This window comes from Bradyrhizobium sp. UFLA05-89 (genome assembly GCF_059803475.1).
Genome location: NZ_JBANBA010000016.1, coordinates 95,362 through 110,864, shown reverse-complemented (window position 1 = coordinate 110,864; position 15,503 = coordinate 95,362). Strand labels below are relative to the sequence as shown.

Annotated in this window: 14 protein-coding genes and 1 riboswitch; of the genes, 3 read left to right on the top strand and 11 right to left on the bottom strand. The window is 64.0% G+C overall.

All coding sequences use genetic code 11. The features are described 5' to 3' along the window. Nucleotides 1-205: 205 nt before the first annotated feature. From SO139_RS11650 to SO139_RS11635, 4 genes are all read right to left on the bottom strand, one after another. The gene (locus SO139_RS11650; RefSeq protein WP_498540073.1) at nt 206-1,672 is read right to left on the bottom strand and encodes an MATE family efflux transporter; all 1,467 of its coding nucleotides are present in this window, start codon (nt 1,670-1,672) and stop codon (nt 206-208) included. A 248-nt stretch (nt 1,673-1,920) separates the two neighbouring features. Then, nucleotides 1,921-2,973, bottom strand: coding sequence for a hypothetical protein (locus tag SO139_RS11645; RefSeq protein WP_498540072.1), 1,053 nt, complete (start codon nt 2,971-2,973; stop codon nt 1,921-1,923). Nucleotides 2,974-3,077: 104 nt separating this feature from the next. Then, the gene (locus SO139_RS11640; protein ID WP_449377711.1) at nt 3,078-3,500 is read right to left on the bottom strand and encodes a PAS domain S-box protein; all 423 of its coding nucleotides are present in this window, start codon (nt 3,498-3,500) and stop codon (nt 3,078-3,080) included. A gap of 185 nt (nt 3,501-3,685) precedes the next feature. Continuing rightward, nucleotides 3,686-4,822, bottom strand: coding sequence for a 2'-deoxycytidine 5'-triphosphate deaminase (locus SO139_RS11635; protein ID WP_449377712.1), 1,137 nt, complete (start codon nt 4,820-4,822; stop codon nt 3,686-3,688). 79 nt (nt 4,823-4,901) lie between these two features. Then, a riboswitch (SAM riboswitch) is annotated at nt 4,902-4,981 on the top strand. 74 nt (nt 4,982-5,055) lie between these two features. Between SO139_RS11635 and SO139_RS11630 the strand changes: the two genes are divergently transcribed. Next, a complete protein-coding gene (locus tag SO139_RS11630; protein WP_449377713.1) occupies nt 5,056-6,243 on the top strand; it encodes an O-succinylhomoserine sulfhydrylase in 1,188 nt (395 codons plus the stop codon). Between the two features lie 130 nt (nt 6,244-6,373). Here SO139_RS11630 and SO139_RS11625 read toward each other — a convergent pair whose 3' ends face one another. The 3 genes from SO139_RS11625 to SO139_RS11615 are packed head-to-tail and all read right to left on the bottom strand — an operon-like array spanning nt 6,374 to nt 9,423. After that, complete coding sequence (locus tag SO139_RS11625; protein WP_449377714.1) at nt 6,374-7,381, bottom strand: SGNH/GDSL hydrolase family protein; 1,008 nt, start codon at nt 7,379-7,381, stop codon at nt 6,374-6,376. A gap of 12 nt (nt 7,382-7,393) precedes the next feature. Next, entirely contained in the window at nt 7,394-8,173 is a 780-nt protein-coding gene (locus SO139_RS11620) for an SGNH/GDSL hydrolase family protein (protein WP_449377715.1), read from the bottom strand. Continuing rightward, the gene (locus SO139_RS11615) at nt 8,173-9,423 is read right to left on the bottom strand and encodes an OpgC domain-containing protein (RefSeq protein ID WP_449377716.1); all 1,251 of its coding nucleotides are present in this window, start codon (nt 9,421-9,423) and stop codon (nt 8,173-8,175) included. Before SO139_RS11615 ends, SO139_RS11620 begins: the two co-directional genes overlap by 1 nt. Nucleotides 9,424-9,601: 178 nt before the next feature. Here SO139_RS11615 and apaG point away from each other — a divergent pair, with 178 nt between their 5' ends. Then, nucleotides 9,602-9,997: a Co2+/Mg2+ efflux facilitator ApaG/CorD gene (gene apaG / locus SO139_RS11610; protein WP_027521510.1), complete on the top strand. Its 396-nt coding sequence runs from the start codon at nt 9,602-9,604 to the stop codon at nt 9,995-9,997. Nucleotides 9,998-10,122: 125 nt separating this feature from the next. On the opposite strand, the gene SO139_RS11605 is transcribed toward apaG, so the two are convergent. From SO139_RS11605 to SO139_RS11595, 3 genes are all read right to left on the bottom strand, one after another. Further along, nucleotides 10,123-11,130 carry an Hsp33 family molecular chaperone gene (locus SO139_RS11605; RefSeq protein ID WP_449377717.1) on the bottom strand — a complete coding sequence of 336 codons (1,008 nt, stop codon included), beginning with the start codon at nt 11,128-11,130 and terminating at the stop codon, nt 10,123-10,125. A 332-nt stretch (nt 11,131-11,462) separates the two neighbouring features. Next, nucleotides 11,463-12,386 (bottom strand): ornithine carbamoyltransferase, encoded by a 924-nt coding sequence (gene argF / locus SO139_RS11600; protein WP_449377718.1) that lies wholly within the window; start codon nt 12,384-12,386, stop codon nt 11,463-11,465. Then, nucleotides 12,386-13,594 carry an aspartate aminotransferase family protein gene (locus SO139_RS11595; RefSeq protein ID WP_449377719.1) on the bottom strand — a complete coding sequence of 403 codons (1,209 nt, stop codon included), beginning with the start codon at nt 13,592-13,594 and terminating at the stop codon, nt 12,386-12,388. The genes argF and SO139_RS11595 overlap by 1 nt, the downstream gene beginning before the upstream one ends. A 455-nt stretch (nt 13,595-14,049) precedes the next feature. Here SO139_RS11595 and SO139_RS11590 point away from each other — a divergent pair, with 455 nt between their 5' ends. Beyond that, nucleotides 14,050-14,562, top strand: coding sequence for a GcrA family cell cycle regulator (locus SO139_RS11590; RefSeq protein WP_027521514.1), 513 nt, complete (start codon nt 14,050-14,052; stop codon nt 14,560-14,562). Between the two features lie 225 nt (nt 14,563-14,787). On the opposite strand, the gene phoB is transcribed toward SO139_RS11590, so the two are convergent. After that, nucleotides 14,788-15,495, bottom strand: a complete 708-nt coding sequence (gene phoB / locus SO139_RS11585) for a phosphate regulon transcriptional regulator PhoB (RefSeq protein WP_449377720.1) — start codon at nt 15,493-15,495, stop codon at nt 14,788-14,790. Between the last annotated feature and the right edge of the window lie 8 nt (nt 15,496-15,503).

Genomic DNA, 15,503 nt, shown 5'->3' with positions numbered 1-15,503 from the left:
TCGCCTGCGACGATGTCCGTGCTGTACTGCTCTCATCCAAAGACGTACCGTGCGGATGATTTTATGACACAGTAAGACTAAAGCGCGATGAGATTAGGATGAATCGTCATCGCGCTTTAGGTTGATGTTTGAGCATGATCTCCGCGCAAGCGCGTTCCGCGTTTGTCGCGAGAGAAAACCGCTCCACACTTTTCCGGATCATGCTTTAATCCGCAACGCCGGACAGAGCTGGCCGGATATCCGGCTTGGTGGCGCGCGTTCCCCAGCGCGTCAGCACCACGCTGGAACAGGAGAGCGTTCCAAGTAGGACCATCGAGCTTGCCGCGAGCCAGAAGAAGCTTTGCGCGGTCGCTTCATGCGTCGACAGCCACCAGCCGCAGGTTGCGATGAAGACGAGCCGTGCGGTCTGCGCCAACACCGGTCCCAGCACCTTGGCCGCGCCCTGCGATGAGAAATACATCGCCGTGGCGAGGCCCATGAAGGCGTAGAACGGTGCGACGGTAGAGAGATATTGATGGCTCATCGCGCGCACGGTCGCGCTGTCGGTGAAGATATTGACCCAGAGATCGGGGAAGATCGCAACCAGGCTCGCGGGCGTGCCCACCGCGAGGAATGCGGCCGCACCGGCCGTCCAGGCAATGCGGCGTGCGCGCGCGATCTTGCCGGCGCCGATCGCCATGCCGACCATCGGCACCGAGGCGATGCCGAAGGCGAACGCGATCGAAATCAGCAGAAATTCGAGCCGCGCACCGACGCCGTAGCCGGCGAGGATTGCGGTGCCGAACTTGGCCAGCATGTGGGTGAGGATCGAGATCGTCAGCACCGATTGCAGCGGCGAGAAACAGGCGATGGCGCCCACCTTCAGGATGTCGAAGAACATCGCCCACTGGATCCGGAGGCCAATCAGCTTGGGCACGACACGCGCGCGGCCGGAAAACAGGTACCAGCTCATTACGCTAATGTTGATCGAATAGGCGATCAGCGCGCCGGCGGCGACGCCGCGCATGCCGAATTGCGGGATCGGTCCGAGCCCGAGACCCAGCGTGCCGCCCAGGATGATCTGGCACACCGCAGAATTGAGCATCAGCAGCGAAGGCAGCTTCATGTTGCCGGTGCCGCGCAGCACGCCGGCCAGAGTATTGAGCAGCCAGGCCAGCACCGCGCCGCCGAAGAACACCTGCATGTAGGCGATCGCCTGCGCCAGCACGTTGCCGCGGCCGCCAAGCAGCTCGAGCAGATGCGGCCCGAAGATCAGCATGCCCAGCATGAAGACGAGACCGAAGGCGATGCCGATCAGGAGCGCGTGCGCGGCAAGCGTACCGGCGCGCTCGCGGTCGCCCGCACCGAGCGCACGCGCGATCGCGGAAGCCACGGCACCGCCCATAGCGCCGCCGGACATCGTCATCATCAGGATCACGCAGGGAAACACCAGCGCCATCGCGGCGAGCGATTCGACGCCGAGGCGGCCGATATAGGAGGTCTCCGCGATCACCACGCAGGTGCCCGCTGATAGTCCGATCACGTTCGGCCAGGCCAGGCTGAGCAGCGTGCGCAGGATCGGCCCATCAACCAGCGCGCTGCGTGGCGCGGCAAGCCTCGCCGGCCGCGATGGCGGCGGCTCGGGACGCTCCTCCTCATCGACGGGAAGCTCGGCGACGCCGACGTCGGACATTTCCTCTCCGAAAAACCTTTTCAACTGCTACGGCGATTTGGCCGCGGCGTCTGTGAGCGCGATCACGTTCACCGTCAATTGACCGGATTCAACCCCTGCACGAACGAAATGAATGACCCGTGTTAGCATGCCACGAGCTGATTCCGCCTGCGTCCGGCGCACGGCCCCCCTGCGGCAGCGCATTTCGGCGCGTGGAAGGCGCTTCACCATCCCGCAAGCGGGGATGGAGTGCAGGGATCGAGGGTTGCTTAGCCGATGCTCCACACCAGTGGAGACCTGCCGCCTGCACCAGCTTTCAAACTGACACCGATATGACGCCCGCACCCGGCCGCAAGCCCTTCGAACAGGCCATCCAGCACCTTCGCGATCACCGGATGATAATCAGCAACATCATCCATCAGCTTCCAGCTCTGCTGACGGATCTCGAAGCCGCCTTCGGATCCCGCAAGATCGGCCGCATCGTCCTGCGCGGCGAGCAGCGCGTTGAGGAAAGATGCAAACTCTTTCGCGCCGCCGCGGCTCATCCCCAGCGCCGCCGCGACCTCGTCGAAACTCTGCATGCCGATCAGCTTGCCCGTCAGATGCAGCAGATATCCGGCATCCCCAGGATCGAACAACTGCACCATCACGGGCGCGGCCGTGGGGACATATTCCATCGCGTAGTTGCGATAGGCCTTTTCCAGTCGCGGCTTTGGCCAACTCGCAACCGGCAGCGCCGGCGCGTTGTTCGCATCGAACAGCGGTGCTTCGAGATGACGCGCGAATACCAGGCGCTGGTCGAGTTCGAGCGGGTGATCATGTTCGTAGTAGTAACCTTCGAGCCCGTCCTGACCATCGACGCTCTGCTTGGTGCAGACGAAACCGAGCCTGAGGTCACCGAGCACGACGCCATTGTTGGCGTGCCAGCCGCGCAGCATCGCGCGCGACACTTCGCCGGGAATGCCGCATATCGCGGGGCCCTTCCAGATCCAGCGCGGCGGCGGATAGCGGATCCAGGCCTTGCGATCGCTCTCATACATGTATTCGACACGCACGCCGCCGATCCAGTTGGAGAGATAGTGGTATTGCGCGGCCGCGACCGCCGGCGGCAGATGGCGCAGCCCGAGCTTGTCGAGCCCGGGCAGGAAACGCTCCTGCTGCTGGCGGCGAAACACGCGGAAGACGAATTCCGCGGCATCCGCAGTGCCGCGCCGCGTCACCACGGTGAGGATGAGGCCGGTGAAATAGGCATGGTAGAGATCGGCGATGGCACGCCAGCGTTTCCACTGGGCTTCCTGCGCGGAGTCCAAAGCGGCGGCCATGTTCGCTCCCGATCGTCGTTTTGATCGAGTGTGTCACTGCAATCCGTGGCGGGCAACCTGACGCTCATGCAGGGCGCCCTGCACGCTCCCTCGCCAATTCCGCATCACGAAGCCTGCGGAGGCGGCGCAGCCTTGGCCGCGCGCTCGCGCTCGACCCTTTCGGTCACGTCGCGCGCCATCGCCACCGCTCCGTGCACGGCACCGCCGGCATCTCTGACAAGCGCAAACGTCATCTCGATGTAGAGCTTGCGTCCGCTCTTGTGCAGTGCGCGGGTCAGCGTAGGACGGCCGGCAAGCTTCATCATGCCGCTCGACGTCGCAGTCTCAAAGCCCTTCCAGTGCGCGGCGCGCAAATGTTCGGGAACGATCAGGTCGAGGTTCTGGCCGAGCGCTTCTTGCGCGGAGAACCCGAACAGCGCGCTCGATGCACGATTCCATCGGACGATCGTGCCCGAGCGATCCGAATAGATCAGCGCATCCGCGGCGTCTTCCAGAATTCTTGTGTCGAGGTCGGATTGATCTGTCATGTCGCCACCTCGCTTACAGCTCGGATTTAGGTTCACATCCTGGCACACATTCGGTGTCATCGCCCGACTTGTTCGGGCGATCCAGTATTCCAGAGGCAGCTATTATAGAGTCGATAGGCCGCAGCGTACTGGATGCCCCGGTCATCAAGCCGGGGCATGACGGCGGCGGGTGGGTGGGCTAGCAGCTACACCCGAAAGTGCTTGCTCAGCTTCAATCCCTGCGCCTGGTAGTTCGAGCCGATGCGCTGGCCGTACATGGCATCGGGCCGCGCCAGCATCTTCTCGTAGACGAGGCGGCCGACGATCTGGCCGTGCTCGAGGATGAAGGGCACTTCGCGCGAGCGCACCTCGAGCACCGCGCGCGCCCCCTGCCCGCCGGCGCCCGCATAGCCGAAGCCGGGGTCGAAGAAACCGGCATAGTGCACGCGGAATTCACCGACCAGGGGATCGAACGGCACCATCTCCGCGGCGTAGTCCGGCGGCACCTGCACCGCTTCCTTGGACGCTAGGATGTAGAACTCGCCGGGATCGAGAATGAGGCTGCCGTCGGGACGCGCCGAGATCGGCTCCCAGAAATCCTCGATCGCGTAGCCGGCGCGGCGATCGACATCGACCACGCCGGTGTGGCGCTTGGCGCGATAGCCGACGAAGCCGCCGCCCTTTTCGCCGGAGAGATCGACGGAGACGGCGACGCCGCCGGTGAGATCGGCATCGTCGATGTCGACGAGACGCTCTGTCGCATGCAGCGCCTCGAGCTCGTCAATGCTGAGGATGGCATCGCCGGTGCGGAAGCGCACCTGCGACAGCCGCGAGCCCTCGCTCACCAGCACCGGAAACGTTTTAGGGCTGATCTCGGCATAGAGTGGGCCGTGATAGCCCGCACCGATCATGTCGAAACGGCGGGTGCCATCGGCGATCACGCGGGTGAAGACGTCGAGCCGACCGGTCGAGCTCTTCGGATTGGCGGCCGCGACGATCTCCGGCGGCAGCGCGAGACTCTCGAGCAGCGGCACGATGTAGACGCAGTTGGTCTCCAGCACCGCGCCGTCGGTGAGGCTGAACTCGTGCAGCTTCAGCTCGTCGATGCGCTCGGCGACGGTGGCGCCGGGCCCGGGCAGGAAGCTCGCGCGGACGCGGTAAGCAATATCACCGAGTCGCAAATCGAGGCTTGCCGGCTGAATCTGGCTTTCGACGAAGTCGTAGGCGGGCAGGATAAGCCCATCATCCGCCATCGCCGCGATCATGCGGTCGGGCAGGATACCATTGGCGTCGGCGGCGACCGTGAACGTCAACCGGTGGTCCTCATCTCGGGTCAAACGCATCCAAAAATGCGGAAAAACGAACCTTTTACCGCTATCCGATGGATGCCTTGACGAAAAGGCCATGGCGGAATATGAGCATGACTTATCCCGTGGTGATTTGAGCCGGCCGGCTTGCAGCCACGTTAAATAAATCGCTAAACAGGCCGGGGACCTCTGTGATCCCGGCCAGTGGAGATATCCAGGCCGGTTTTTTTGTGACCATTTTCGCATCGATGGTCATGTCGGAGGTACCTATGTCGAAGTCGCCCGCCAACTACCGTCCCGAAACCCGGCTGGTTCATTCCGGCACCCTGCGCTCGCAATATGGCGAGACGTCCGAAGCGCTGTTCCTCACCCAGGGCTACGTCTACGCGAGCGCCGAGGAATGCGAGGCGCGGTTCAAGGGCGAGGATCCCGGCTTCATCTATTCGCGCTATTCCAACCCGACGATCGCGATGTTCGAGCAGCGCATGATCGAGCTCGAGGGCGCCGAAGCCGCCCGCTCGGCGGCAACCGGCATGGCCGCGGTGACGACCGCAATCCTGGCGCCCTTGAAGGCTGGCGATCACGTTGTGGCATCGAGGGCGCTGTTCGGCTCGTGCCTCTACGTGGTGCAGGATCTGCTGCCGCGCTACGGCATCGAGACCACGCTGGTCGACGGTCTCGATCTCGACCAGTGGCAGCGCGCGGTCAAGCCGAACACCAAGACCTTCTTCCTGGAAAGCCCGACCAATCCGACGCTCGACGTGCTCGACATTCCCGCCATCGCAGAAATCGCACACAAAGGCGGCGCGCGGCTCGTGGTCGACAACGTGTTCGCGACGCCGATCTGGCAGAGCCCGCTCGCGCTCGGTGCCGATGTCGTGGTCTATTCCGCGACCAAGCACATCGATGGCCAGGGCCGGTGTCTGGGGGGCGTCATCCTGTCGTCCGAAGCGTTCACCGCCGAGCACATCCACAACTTCATGCGCCAGACCGGGCCGTCGATCTCGCCGTTCAACGCCTGGGTCCTGCTCAAGGGGCTGGAGACGCTCGGCGTGCGCGTGCGCGCACAGACCGACACCGCGGCCCGCGTTGCCGAGGTGCTCGCCAGCCATCCAAAAATTTCGCGTCTGGTCTATCCCGGCCGCGCCGATCATCCGCAGGCAGCTCTCGTGAAGAAGCAGATGCGCGGCGGCTCGACGCTGGTCGGGTTCGAGGTCAAGGGCGGCAAGCAGGCCGCATTCCGCGTGCTCAATGCGCTGAAGCTCGCCAAGATTTCCAACAATCTCGGCGACGCCAAGAGCCTGGTGACGCATCCGGCGACCACGACCCATCAGCGCCTGAAGCCGGAAGACCGCGCTGCGCTCGGCATCAGCGAAGGCTTTATCCGCTTCTCGGCGGGGCTCGAGCATGCCGACGATCTGATCGAGGATCTCACCGCGGCGCTGGAGAAGGCGTAAGGTAGCCACGCTTTCGGAAAAGTAGGGTGGGTTAGCCGAAGGCGTAACCCACCTCTTTGCTCTCCACTCGTCGAGAGAAGTGGTGGGTTACGCTTCGCTAACCCACCCTACAATCGCTACAGCAGCCGAGCTACATCGGCCGATAGGTCCGCACGTCCGCAGGCACGTTGACCCCTAACTTGATCTGGCCGACGGAGCGGATGATGTCGTCGCCGAGGAGCTGCGCGAAGCAGGCGTAGCCCCAATCATTCATGTGCAGGCCGTCGGAGATCACAAAACTCTCGACCGGAATGGCCTGCTTCTCGTGCCAGTCGCGCATCACCTCGAAGCGCGGGAAGATGCCGACGTGGCGGAGCTCCGCGACGCGGCCGAGCAGCTTCACCATCTTGCCGGCGCTCTCGGGACGCTCGGTGACGCGCGGCGAATATTGCGGATCGACCAGCACGATGTCTGAATCGCCGGCCGCCTGGATGCGCGTGATGCCGTCCTCGACGAGCTTTGCGGTGTCGCCCGGATCGAGGTTGCGCAGCACTGCATTGGTGCCGACCTGCCAGATCACGAGATCCGGATGCACGTCGATCACCTCCTTCTGGAGGCGCTTCATCATCTCGGGCGCGTCCTCGCCGCCGACGCCGGCGTTGATGACGGCGATGTCGGCGGTCGGATATTGCCGGCGAAGCTGCCCGGCGAGGCGGTTCGGATAGTTGAAATCAGGCGAGCTTGCACCGAAGCCTGCCGTCGATGACGATCCGAACGCGACGATGACGACTGGCTTGCCCGCGACCAGCTTGTTCGCGACGTGCGGCAGCGAGCCCATCGATTTTGCGCCGCCCTTGTTCGCGCTGCCCCTAGGCGGCAGGCACGGCACGCGGCTAAAGATGTCGCCGGCGGATTTGGCGACCTGCTTGACCTTGTCGATGGCCCGCGCGGTAAGACCGCGCTGCTCGGAAGATTCTTGCTGGCTGGTCGCGGCGGTCGTGGCCTGCGGCGCGGGCGCCGGACTAGCGGCCTGCGGGGCCGTCGGCGCGACAGCCACGGCCTGCGCGCGGACGGGTGAGAGCGACACAGGCATCAGCAGCGCGGCCACAATGGGCGCAGCCAGCCATGCCGTCAGGCCAAAAGGGCGGAAAGAACTCATTTACGCTAAACCTCAATTTTGCTGCTGGGCCGGACCGAGATGCGCGGCGTCGACGACGAATTGCGCCAGCGCCCGGCCAAGGCAATCATGGACCTGTTTCGCCAACTCCGGTCCGCGCGAGGGATTGAACAGGTCAAACTGACCTTGATCATTCCATTGACGCATGATCGCGAAACGGTCGAACAGCGGGATATCATGCTCCTGCGCCACCACGCGCATATTATCGAGATAGGGCGGCACCGAGATCATGGTTTCGGTCCGCGGGCTGTACTGCAAATTCATCAATATAACGTCGGCCCCCGCATTTTGCAGCGCAGTAACGCCATCCGTGACGGCACCGCGGAACTCATCGGGATCGATGGATCGGATAGCATCCACGGTCCCGGTCTGCCAGATGACCAAAGTAGGCTTTTTCGCTTCCATAAGCTTAACGAAGCCGGATGCGGTCTCTTCTGCGGTCTTCTTGCTCTGTAGTTCTACGGAGACGTGCACCGGTTCCGAAGGCAGCTTCTCCTTCAAGATCGCCTGAAGCCGGGCCGGATAGGAGCTCTCTTCGGATGACGGGATGGTGGTCGACCGGCTGCCGATGACCAGGATTTCGAGCGGTTTTTCGCTCTTCACGGCCTCGGCGACCTTCGGGAGCTGGCTTTCGGTGGCGAGCAGATACGACGGCACCTCGCACGCCGACGGTCCTGCGGGAGCGGCAGGCGCAGCATTATCCTCGGCGCGCGCGGAAGGCGCGGCGAGTGCACCGCATAGCAGGATCAGGCTCAGGAGAACCTTCGCCTTCATCAGCCCCCTCCCGCCAGATCGGCGTTGCCGACGGCGTTTTTGGTTTTCGAACCGCTCTTGTCAGCGACCTGCTTGTACCATGAAATCACCCAGGCCATGGCCCACATGATCAGGATTCCGCAGAGACTAATCAGCGCATGCATGCCCGGGCCGCCCGACACCTCGGCCAGGATGAAATGACCGGCAAAGGCCAGGAACACGCCGAGACAGAATATCTCCAGCGAGTGCTGGCCGCAGAGGATCAGCGGTCTCAAGAGGGGTGATTTCAGGCCCGGCCAGTCCCGCGGCAGGAAGCGCACTGTGAGCGCGGCCAGTGCCAGGAAATGCGTGAAGCGCAGCACGTCCAGATCGGTCTTGTCGATCGGATACATCCACTGCTCGATCCGCTTCGGCATGAAGTGGGAGAGCTGCGGCACGTACCAGGTCAGCGTCACGTAGAACGCAGCGGCCAGATAGGCGATCGAGATCCACATCGTCACGGGTGATGCCAGGATCCGCGTCATGCGCCGTGCACCTCCGAGCGCACACCAGGCACCGAACACGAACAGCAATTGCCAGGCGAGCGGGTTGAAGGCCCAGAAACCATTCGGATAAGCCGAAAAATAGAGGTCAAACTCCCAGGTCACCACGTAGAGCACGACCGACAGGCCGAGCGTGAGATCCGGCTTCCATTTCATCAGCCAGAGGATGAGCGGCAGCGCCAGCATCAACACGATATAGAGCGGCAGCACGTCCATGTTGACGGGCCGGAAGCGCAGCAGCAGCGCCTGCACGATGGTGACGTCAGGCTGCTTGAGGAAATCCATGATGCCCATCTCTTCCGTGTAGAGCGGATTCTCGAAGCTGGTGGCGACGTAGGAGATTTCCGCGAGGAAGATCGTGAACAGGAAGACGTGGGCGACGTAGATCTGCCAGACCCGGCGCAGGATCCGCGCGGTGGCGATGACGAAGCCGTTTTCCAACATCGCACGGCCGTAGACGAAGGCCGCGGTGTAGCCGGAGATGAAGATGAAGATCTCGGTGGCGTCGCTGAAGCCGTAGTTGCGGATGGTGAACCAGGTCAGCAGGTTTGGCGGCAAATGGTCGATGAAGATCAGCCACAACGCCAGCCCGCGGAAGAGGTCGAGGCGAAGCTCGCGCTCGCCGATGACGGGGAGCGTGATGGCCGGCGCCGCCGCGCGCGGCTTCGCCTCCTTGGCATCCGCGGTTCCCGCGATCCGCGATCCCGTCACTTGGTCGGCAATGGTCATCGGGCCAAAACCCTTGCGCAAATCGCAGCGTTTGAGGAGTGTACCGGGCCGATGGCCTGCTCGCAAAGCGATCGGATCACATTGGGGTGTAACTACAGTGCCAATTCGGGCGGCACGATGTCGCTGACGCCGCGGGCCACGATTGGTTCCCGGCAAGGTTTTCGTTATGATGGCAACCATGTACCGTGCCGTGACCCGCCAGATCGAAGTGACCGTCGAGCCGAACTTTGTCCCGGAGCAGTCGTCGGCCGAGCGCTCGCGCTACTTCTGGTCCTACACCATCGTGATCACCAATTCCGGCGACGAGACCGTGCAACTCAAGACGCGGCACTGGATCATCACCGACGCGACGGGGCGGCAGCAGGAGGTCAAGGGCGAAGGTGTGATCGGCGAGCAGCCGATCCTCGCGCCCGGCGAGCGCTACGAATACACCTCGGGCGTCCCGCTCTCGACCGCCTCGGGCTTCATGACCGGCCGCTACCAGATGGTCAACGAAAGCGGCGAGCGTTTTGAGATCGACGTGCCGACCTTTTCGCTCGATAGCCCGGACGGCGGCAAGCGGGTGTTGAATTGAGAGGCGGCGGGCTGCTGTAGGGTGGGCAAAGGCGCGAAGCGCCGTGCCCACCAGCTCTTCAATTATGTGACAGAAGTTGGTGGACACGCTTCGCTTTGCCCACCCTACGATTTCCGAATGTTAGACTAGGCGTTTTCCACGCCCGCCTCGTGCGGCGTAAATTGATACACCGAGCTGCAGAACTCGCAGGTCACGACGACCTTGTCGTCCTTGACCATCGCGGCACGGTCATCCGGCGAAAAGCTCTTCAGCATCGCCGCCACCGCATCGCGCGAGCAGGAGCATTCCGCTTTCAAATTCTGCGGATTGAACACGCGCACGCCGCGCTCGTGAAACAGGCGGTAGAGCAGGCGCTCGCCGGAGAGATCGGGATCGATCAACTCGACGTCCTCGACCGTGCCGATCAGCGAGCGCGCTTCGACCCAGGCATCGTCCTCGGCGACGGTATGCGGCGTGGTGCCCTCGGGCGCGTCGCCGGGATGCAGGTCGGCCTGTCGCGCACGCTCCGGCGCCTTCGGCAGGAACTGCATCAAGAGGCCACCGGCGCGCCAGCGATGCTTGCCGCCGTCGCTCGAGCGCCATTCCTCGCCGACGGCGAGGCGCACCTGGGTCGGGATCTGCTCGGAGCGCAGGAAGTACTCGTGCGCGGCATCTTCCAGGCTGCCGCCATCGAGTGCGACGAGGCCTTGGTAACGGCTCATATCCGCACCCTGATCGATGGTCATGGCGAGATGGCCGCGGCCGAGCAGCGAGCCGGAGTCCTTGGCCTCGCCAAGCCGCGAGACGTCGTAGCGGGCATAGGCGCGCAGGCGGTCGGGCGCCTTGAAGTCGACCACCAGGAACGACACCGGACCGTCAGTCTGCGCCTGAAGGATGAAGCGGCCTTCGAATTTCAGCGCCGAGCCGAGCAGCGTCGTCAGCACGATGGCCTCGCCGAGCAGCTTGCCGACCGGCGGGGGATAGTCGTGCTTGGTGAGGATCTCGTCGAGCGCGGGCCCGAGCCGGGTCAAGCGCCCGCGCACGTCGAGCGCATCGACCTCGAAGGGCAGCACCGCATCGTCGACGGGAACGGAAGACGGCGCGCGAACCGGGCTTTCGGGCCCGGCTTTGATGTCAGGGGATTGAGAGACCATGGCGCTCTATCTGGGGTCGGAGGAGGTGAAATGAAAGGGGGCGGCGAGGCAACCTGTTCCGGGTGCAGTCTTGCGGCACTACGATTCCGCAAATTCGATGTCGTCCCCGGGGCGCGCATGGCGCGAGCCCGCGACCCATAACCACATGATTGTGTTGTGGCGCGAGATGACAACTCCGAATCGTCACCAAACCGCGCCCTGTGGCTATGGGTCCCGGATCCGCGCTCCGCTTCGCTGCGCTTGTCCGGGACGACGACCGAACATGAGGCGAAAGCAACTCCATACTGCCGTCGTCACGGATTTCTCACTATCGTCCGCCGGACGACGACCAATCACTTCACCGCGTCAAAGCACCAGGCCAAGATACCCTTCTGCGCGTGCAGGCGGTTTTCGGCCTCGTCGAACACGACGGACTGCGGGCCATCGATCACCTCGTCGGTGACCTCTTCGCCGCGATGGGCGGGCAGGCAATGCATGAACAGCGCATCGGGCTTGGCCAGCGACATCAGCTTGGCGTTGACCTGGTAGGGCTTGAGCACGTTGTGACGGTGCTCGCCTTCCTTGTCGCCCATCGAGACCCAGGTATCGGTGACGACACAATCGGCGCCGCGGACAGCGGCTTCCGGATCGGTGCCCAGCATGATCGGGGCGCCCGTCGCCTTGACCCAGTCGCGCATCGCCTTCTTCGGCGCGAGCTCCGGCGGGGTGGCGACATTGAGGTTGAACTTGAAGCGCTCGGCGGCATGCGCCCAGGAGGCGAGCACGTTGTTGTCATCGCCGGTCCAGGCCACCGTCTTGCCCTCGATCGGCCCGCGATGCTCCTCATAGGTCATGAGGTCGGCCATCACCTGGCACGGATGCGAGCGCCGCGTCAGCCCGTTGATGACAGGCACAGTCGCGTGCGCTGCGAGCTCGAGCAGTGCATCGTGATTGAGGATGCGGATCATGATGGCATCGACATAGCGCGACAGTACGCGCGCGGTGTCGGCGATGGTCTCGCCGCGGCCGAGCTGCATCTCGGCACCGGTGAGCATGATGGGCTCGCCGCCGAGCTGGCGCATGGCGACATCGAACGACACCCGCGTCCGCGTCGACGGACGCTCGAAGATCATCGCCAGCGTCTTGCCCTCGAGCGGCTTGACCGGCTGATGCGCCTTCTGCTTCGCCTTCATGGCGGAGGAGGCGGCGAGCATGCTCTTGAGCTCGGACAGCGGCAGCTCGTTGATGTCCAGGAAGTGCTTGGGCGTCTTGCTCATCAGCTTGCCGCCGGCGTCTTGAGAGTGGATTCGATCGCGGTGCAGGCACGCTCGAGCCGCGCGACGCCCTCCTCGATCTCCGCCTCGGTGACGATCAAGGGCGGCAGGAAGCGCACCACATTGTCGCCCGCGCCGACGGTGAGCAGCTTTTCGTTGCGCAGCGCCGTGACGAGATCGCCCGAGGGCACCACGGCCTTGACGCCAATCAACAGCCCCTCGCCGCGCACCTCGCTGACGACATCAGGATGGCGGTCGATCACGGAGGCGAGCTTCTGCTTGAGCAGCAGCGACATCTTCTGCACGTGATCGAAGAAGCCGGGCTTGAGCATCACGTCGAGCACGGCGTTCGCCGCGGACACGGCGAGCGGATTGCCTCCGAAGGTCGAGCCGTGCGAGCCGGGCGTCATGCCGGAGGCCGCCTCGGCGGTCGCAAGGCACGCGCCGATCGGAAAGCCGCCGCCAAGCGCTTTCGCCAGCGACATCACGTCAGGGGTCACGCCGAGGCGGCGATGTGCAAAGAGTTCGCCGGTGCGGCCCATGCCGGTCTGCACCTCGTCGAAGGCGAGCAGCAGGCCATGCTCGTCGCAGAGCTGGCGCAGCGCGCGATAGAAGGCGGGAGACGCCGAGCGCACGCCGCCCTCGCCCTGGATCGGCTCGATCAGGATGCCTGCGGTCTGTGGGCCGATCGCCTTCTTGACGGCTTCCAGGTCATCATGCGGCACTTGGTCGAAGCCGTCCATCGGCGGACCGAAGCCTTCGAGATATTTTGCAGACCCCGTAGCGGCGAGCGTTGCCAGCGTGCGGCCATGGAAAGCGCCCTCGAAAGTGATCATGCGGTAGCGCTCGGGATGGCCCTTGGTGGCATGATAGCGGCGCACCACCTTGATCACGCATTCCATCGCCTCGGCGCCGGAATTGCAGAAGAACACGAAGTCCGCAAAGCTCTCGTTGCAGAGCCTGACCGCGAGCTTCTCACCGTCCGGGCTCTGGAACAGGTTCGACATGTGCCAGAGCTTTGTCGCCTGCTCCTGCAGAGCCCCGACCAGATGCGGATGCGCGTGACCGAGCGCATTCACGGCGACGCCCGACGTGAAATCGAGATAGCGCTCTCCATTGGTTGCGACCAGCCAGCAGCCTTCGCCGCGCTCGAAGCCGAGCTCGGCCCTGGCGAAAACGGGAAGCAGATGCGTCGCGGCGCTCTTGGTCATGGCGGTCACTTGGATGTTGGGGCCGGCTGAGGCTGCCTTGCGCAGCGCATCATTGACCTGCCCGGAAAACGAAACGTGCCGCCTTTTAAGGGCGGCACGTGTCACCATTTTATGCTTGGAAAAACCGCTGTCAATGCCGCCAGAAGGCCCTGCAAGGCGCCTGACCCGTAGTCTTGCGGTGGCGATTTTGAGTTCTTTTAGCGACGGAACATGTGGACGCGGAGCCGCAGACTCTTGCGCGGGAGTCACGCCATATTGTAGCGTTTACCGTGTCAGATACGACATCTCGTGCAGCAGTTCTGATCCTCTTAGTCCTCATGTACCGGCGTAACGTTCAGGTGCGTTTTTCGCGCCCGGCGAGCCTTAAGGGATTCTGGGGGCACGGGTTTTTCGAGGCTTAGACATCGCCACGCGGCCCCAAGGATTGGCAGGCGCGCGGCGAAGGGAAGGGTGCAATGACGGTTTTGACCTGGTCCGACGATCGCGTCGAGCAATTGAAAAAGCTCTGGGAAGCCGGGCTTTCGGCCAGCCAGATCGCTGCCGAGCTCGGGAATGTGACGCGCAACGCCGTAATCGGCAAGGTGCACCGGCTGGGCCTGTCCGGTCGCGCCAAGAGCCCGTCCTCGGCGGCTCCCCGGCCCCGCAAGGCGCGCCCCGCACAGCACATGATGCGGGTGAGCCGCCCGATCTCGCGCGGCAACACCGCCCTCGCCCAGGCCTTCGAGGTCGAGGTCGAGCCCGATCCGATCACCTACGACAACGTCGTTCCGATGAGCCAGCGCCTGTCGCTGCTCGAGCTCAACGAGGCGACCTGCCACTGGCCTGTCGGCGATCCCTCGAGCCCGGATTTCTTCTTCTGTGGCGGCAAGTCGCTCTCGGGCCTGCCCTACTGCGCGCAGCATTCGCGCGTCGCCTACCAGCCGGCGGCGGACCGCCGACGCGCACCGGCCAAGCCCGGCACGCGCTGAGGTCATCAGCGCGGGGGGCTGGCCGACGCGCAACGATGGTTCAACAAATTGGATGTCGTCCCTGCGAAAGCAGGGACCCATAATCCAGGGCGCAGTTATTGCGCGGGAAGATCACTCCGAGTCTTCGCCAAACCACTCCCCGTGGTTATGGGTCCCTGCTTTCGCAGGGACGACATCGGAGAATGTGGCGGCAGCCCGCTGGATCACCGCTGCCACCTGCAAACCTTAAGTCTGCTCCGCCTTCGCGAAACGATCGTCCAGCGCGTAGCCGGCGCCACGGACGGTGCGGATCGGGTCCTGCTCGCGGCCGAGATTGAGCAGCTTGCGCAGACGGCCGATGTGGACGTCGACGGTGCGCTCGTCGATATAGATGTCACGGCCCCAGACGCTGTCGAGCAGCTGTTCACGCGAGAACACCCGGCCGGGATGCTCCAGGAAGAACTCCAAGAGGCGATATTCGGTCGGGCCGAGGTCGATCGGCCGTCCGGAGCGCGCGACGCGACGCTTCTCGCGGTCGAGCTCGATGTCGCCGTAGGCGAGTATGGTCGCAAGCCGCTCGGGGCTTGCACGCCGGAGCAGGCCTTTCACGCGCGCGAGCAACTCAGGTACCGAGAACGGCTTGACGATGTAGTCGTCGGCGCCGGTCGCAAGCCCCCGCACCCGCTCGCTCTCCTCGCCGCGTGCCGTGAGCATGATGATCGGCAGCTGCTTGGTCTCGGGCCTGGCGCGAAGCCTGCGGCACAGCTCAATGCCGGACAGGCCCGGCAGCATCCAGTCGAGCACGATCAGGTCGGGGATATGCTCCTTGAGGCGGGTGTCGGCGTCATCGCCGCGCATCACCGTCTCGACATCGTAGCCGTCGCCTTCGAGGTTGTAGCGCAATAGCTCGGTCAGCGCTTCCTCGTCCTCAACAACCAGAATGCGTGCGCCCATGGCGTCGT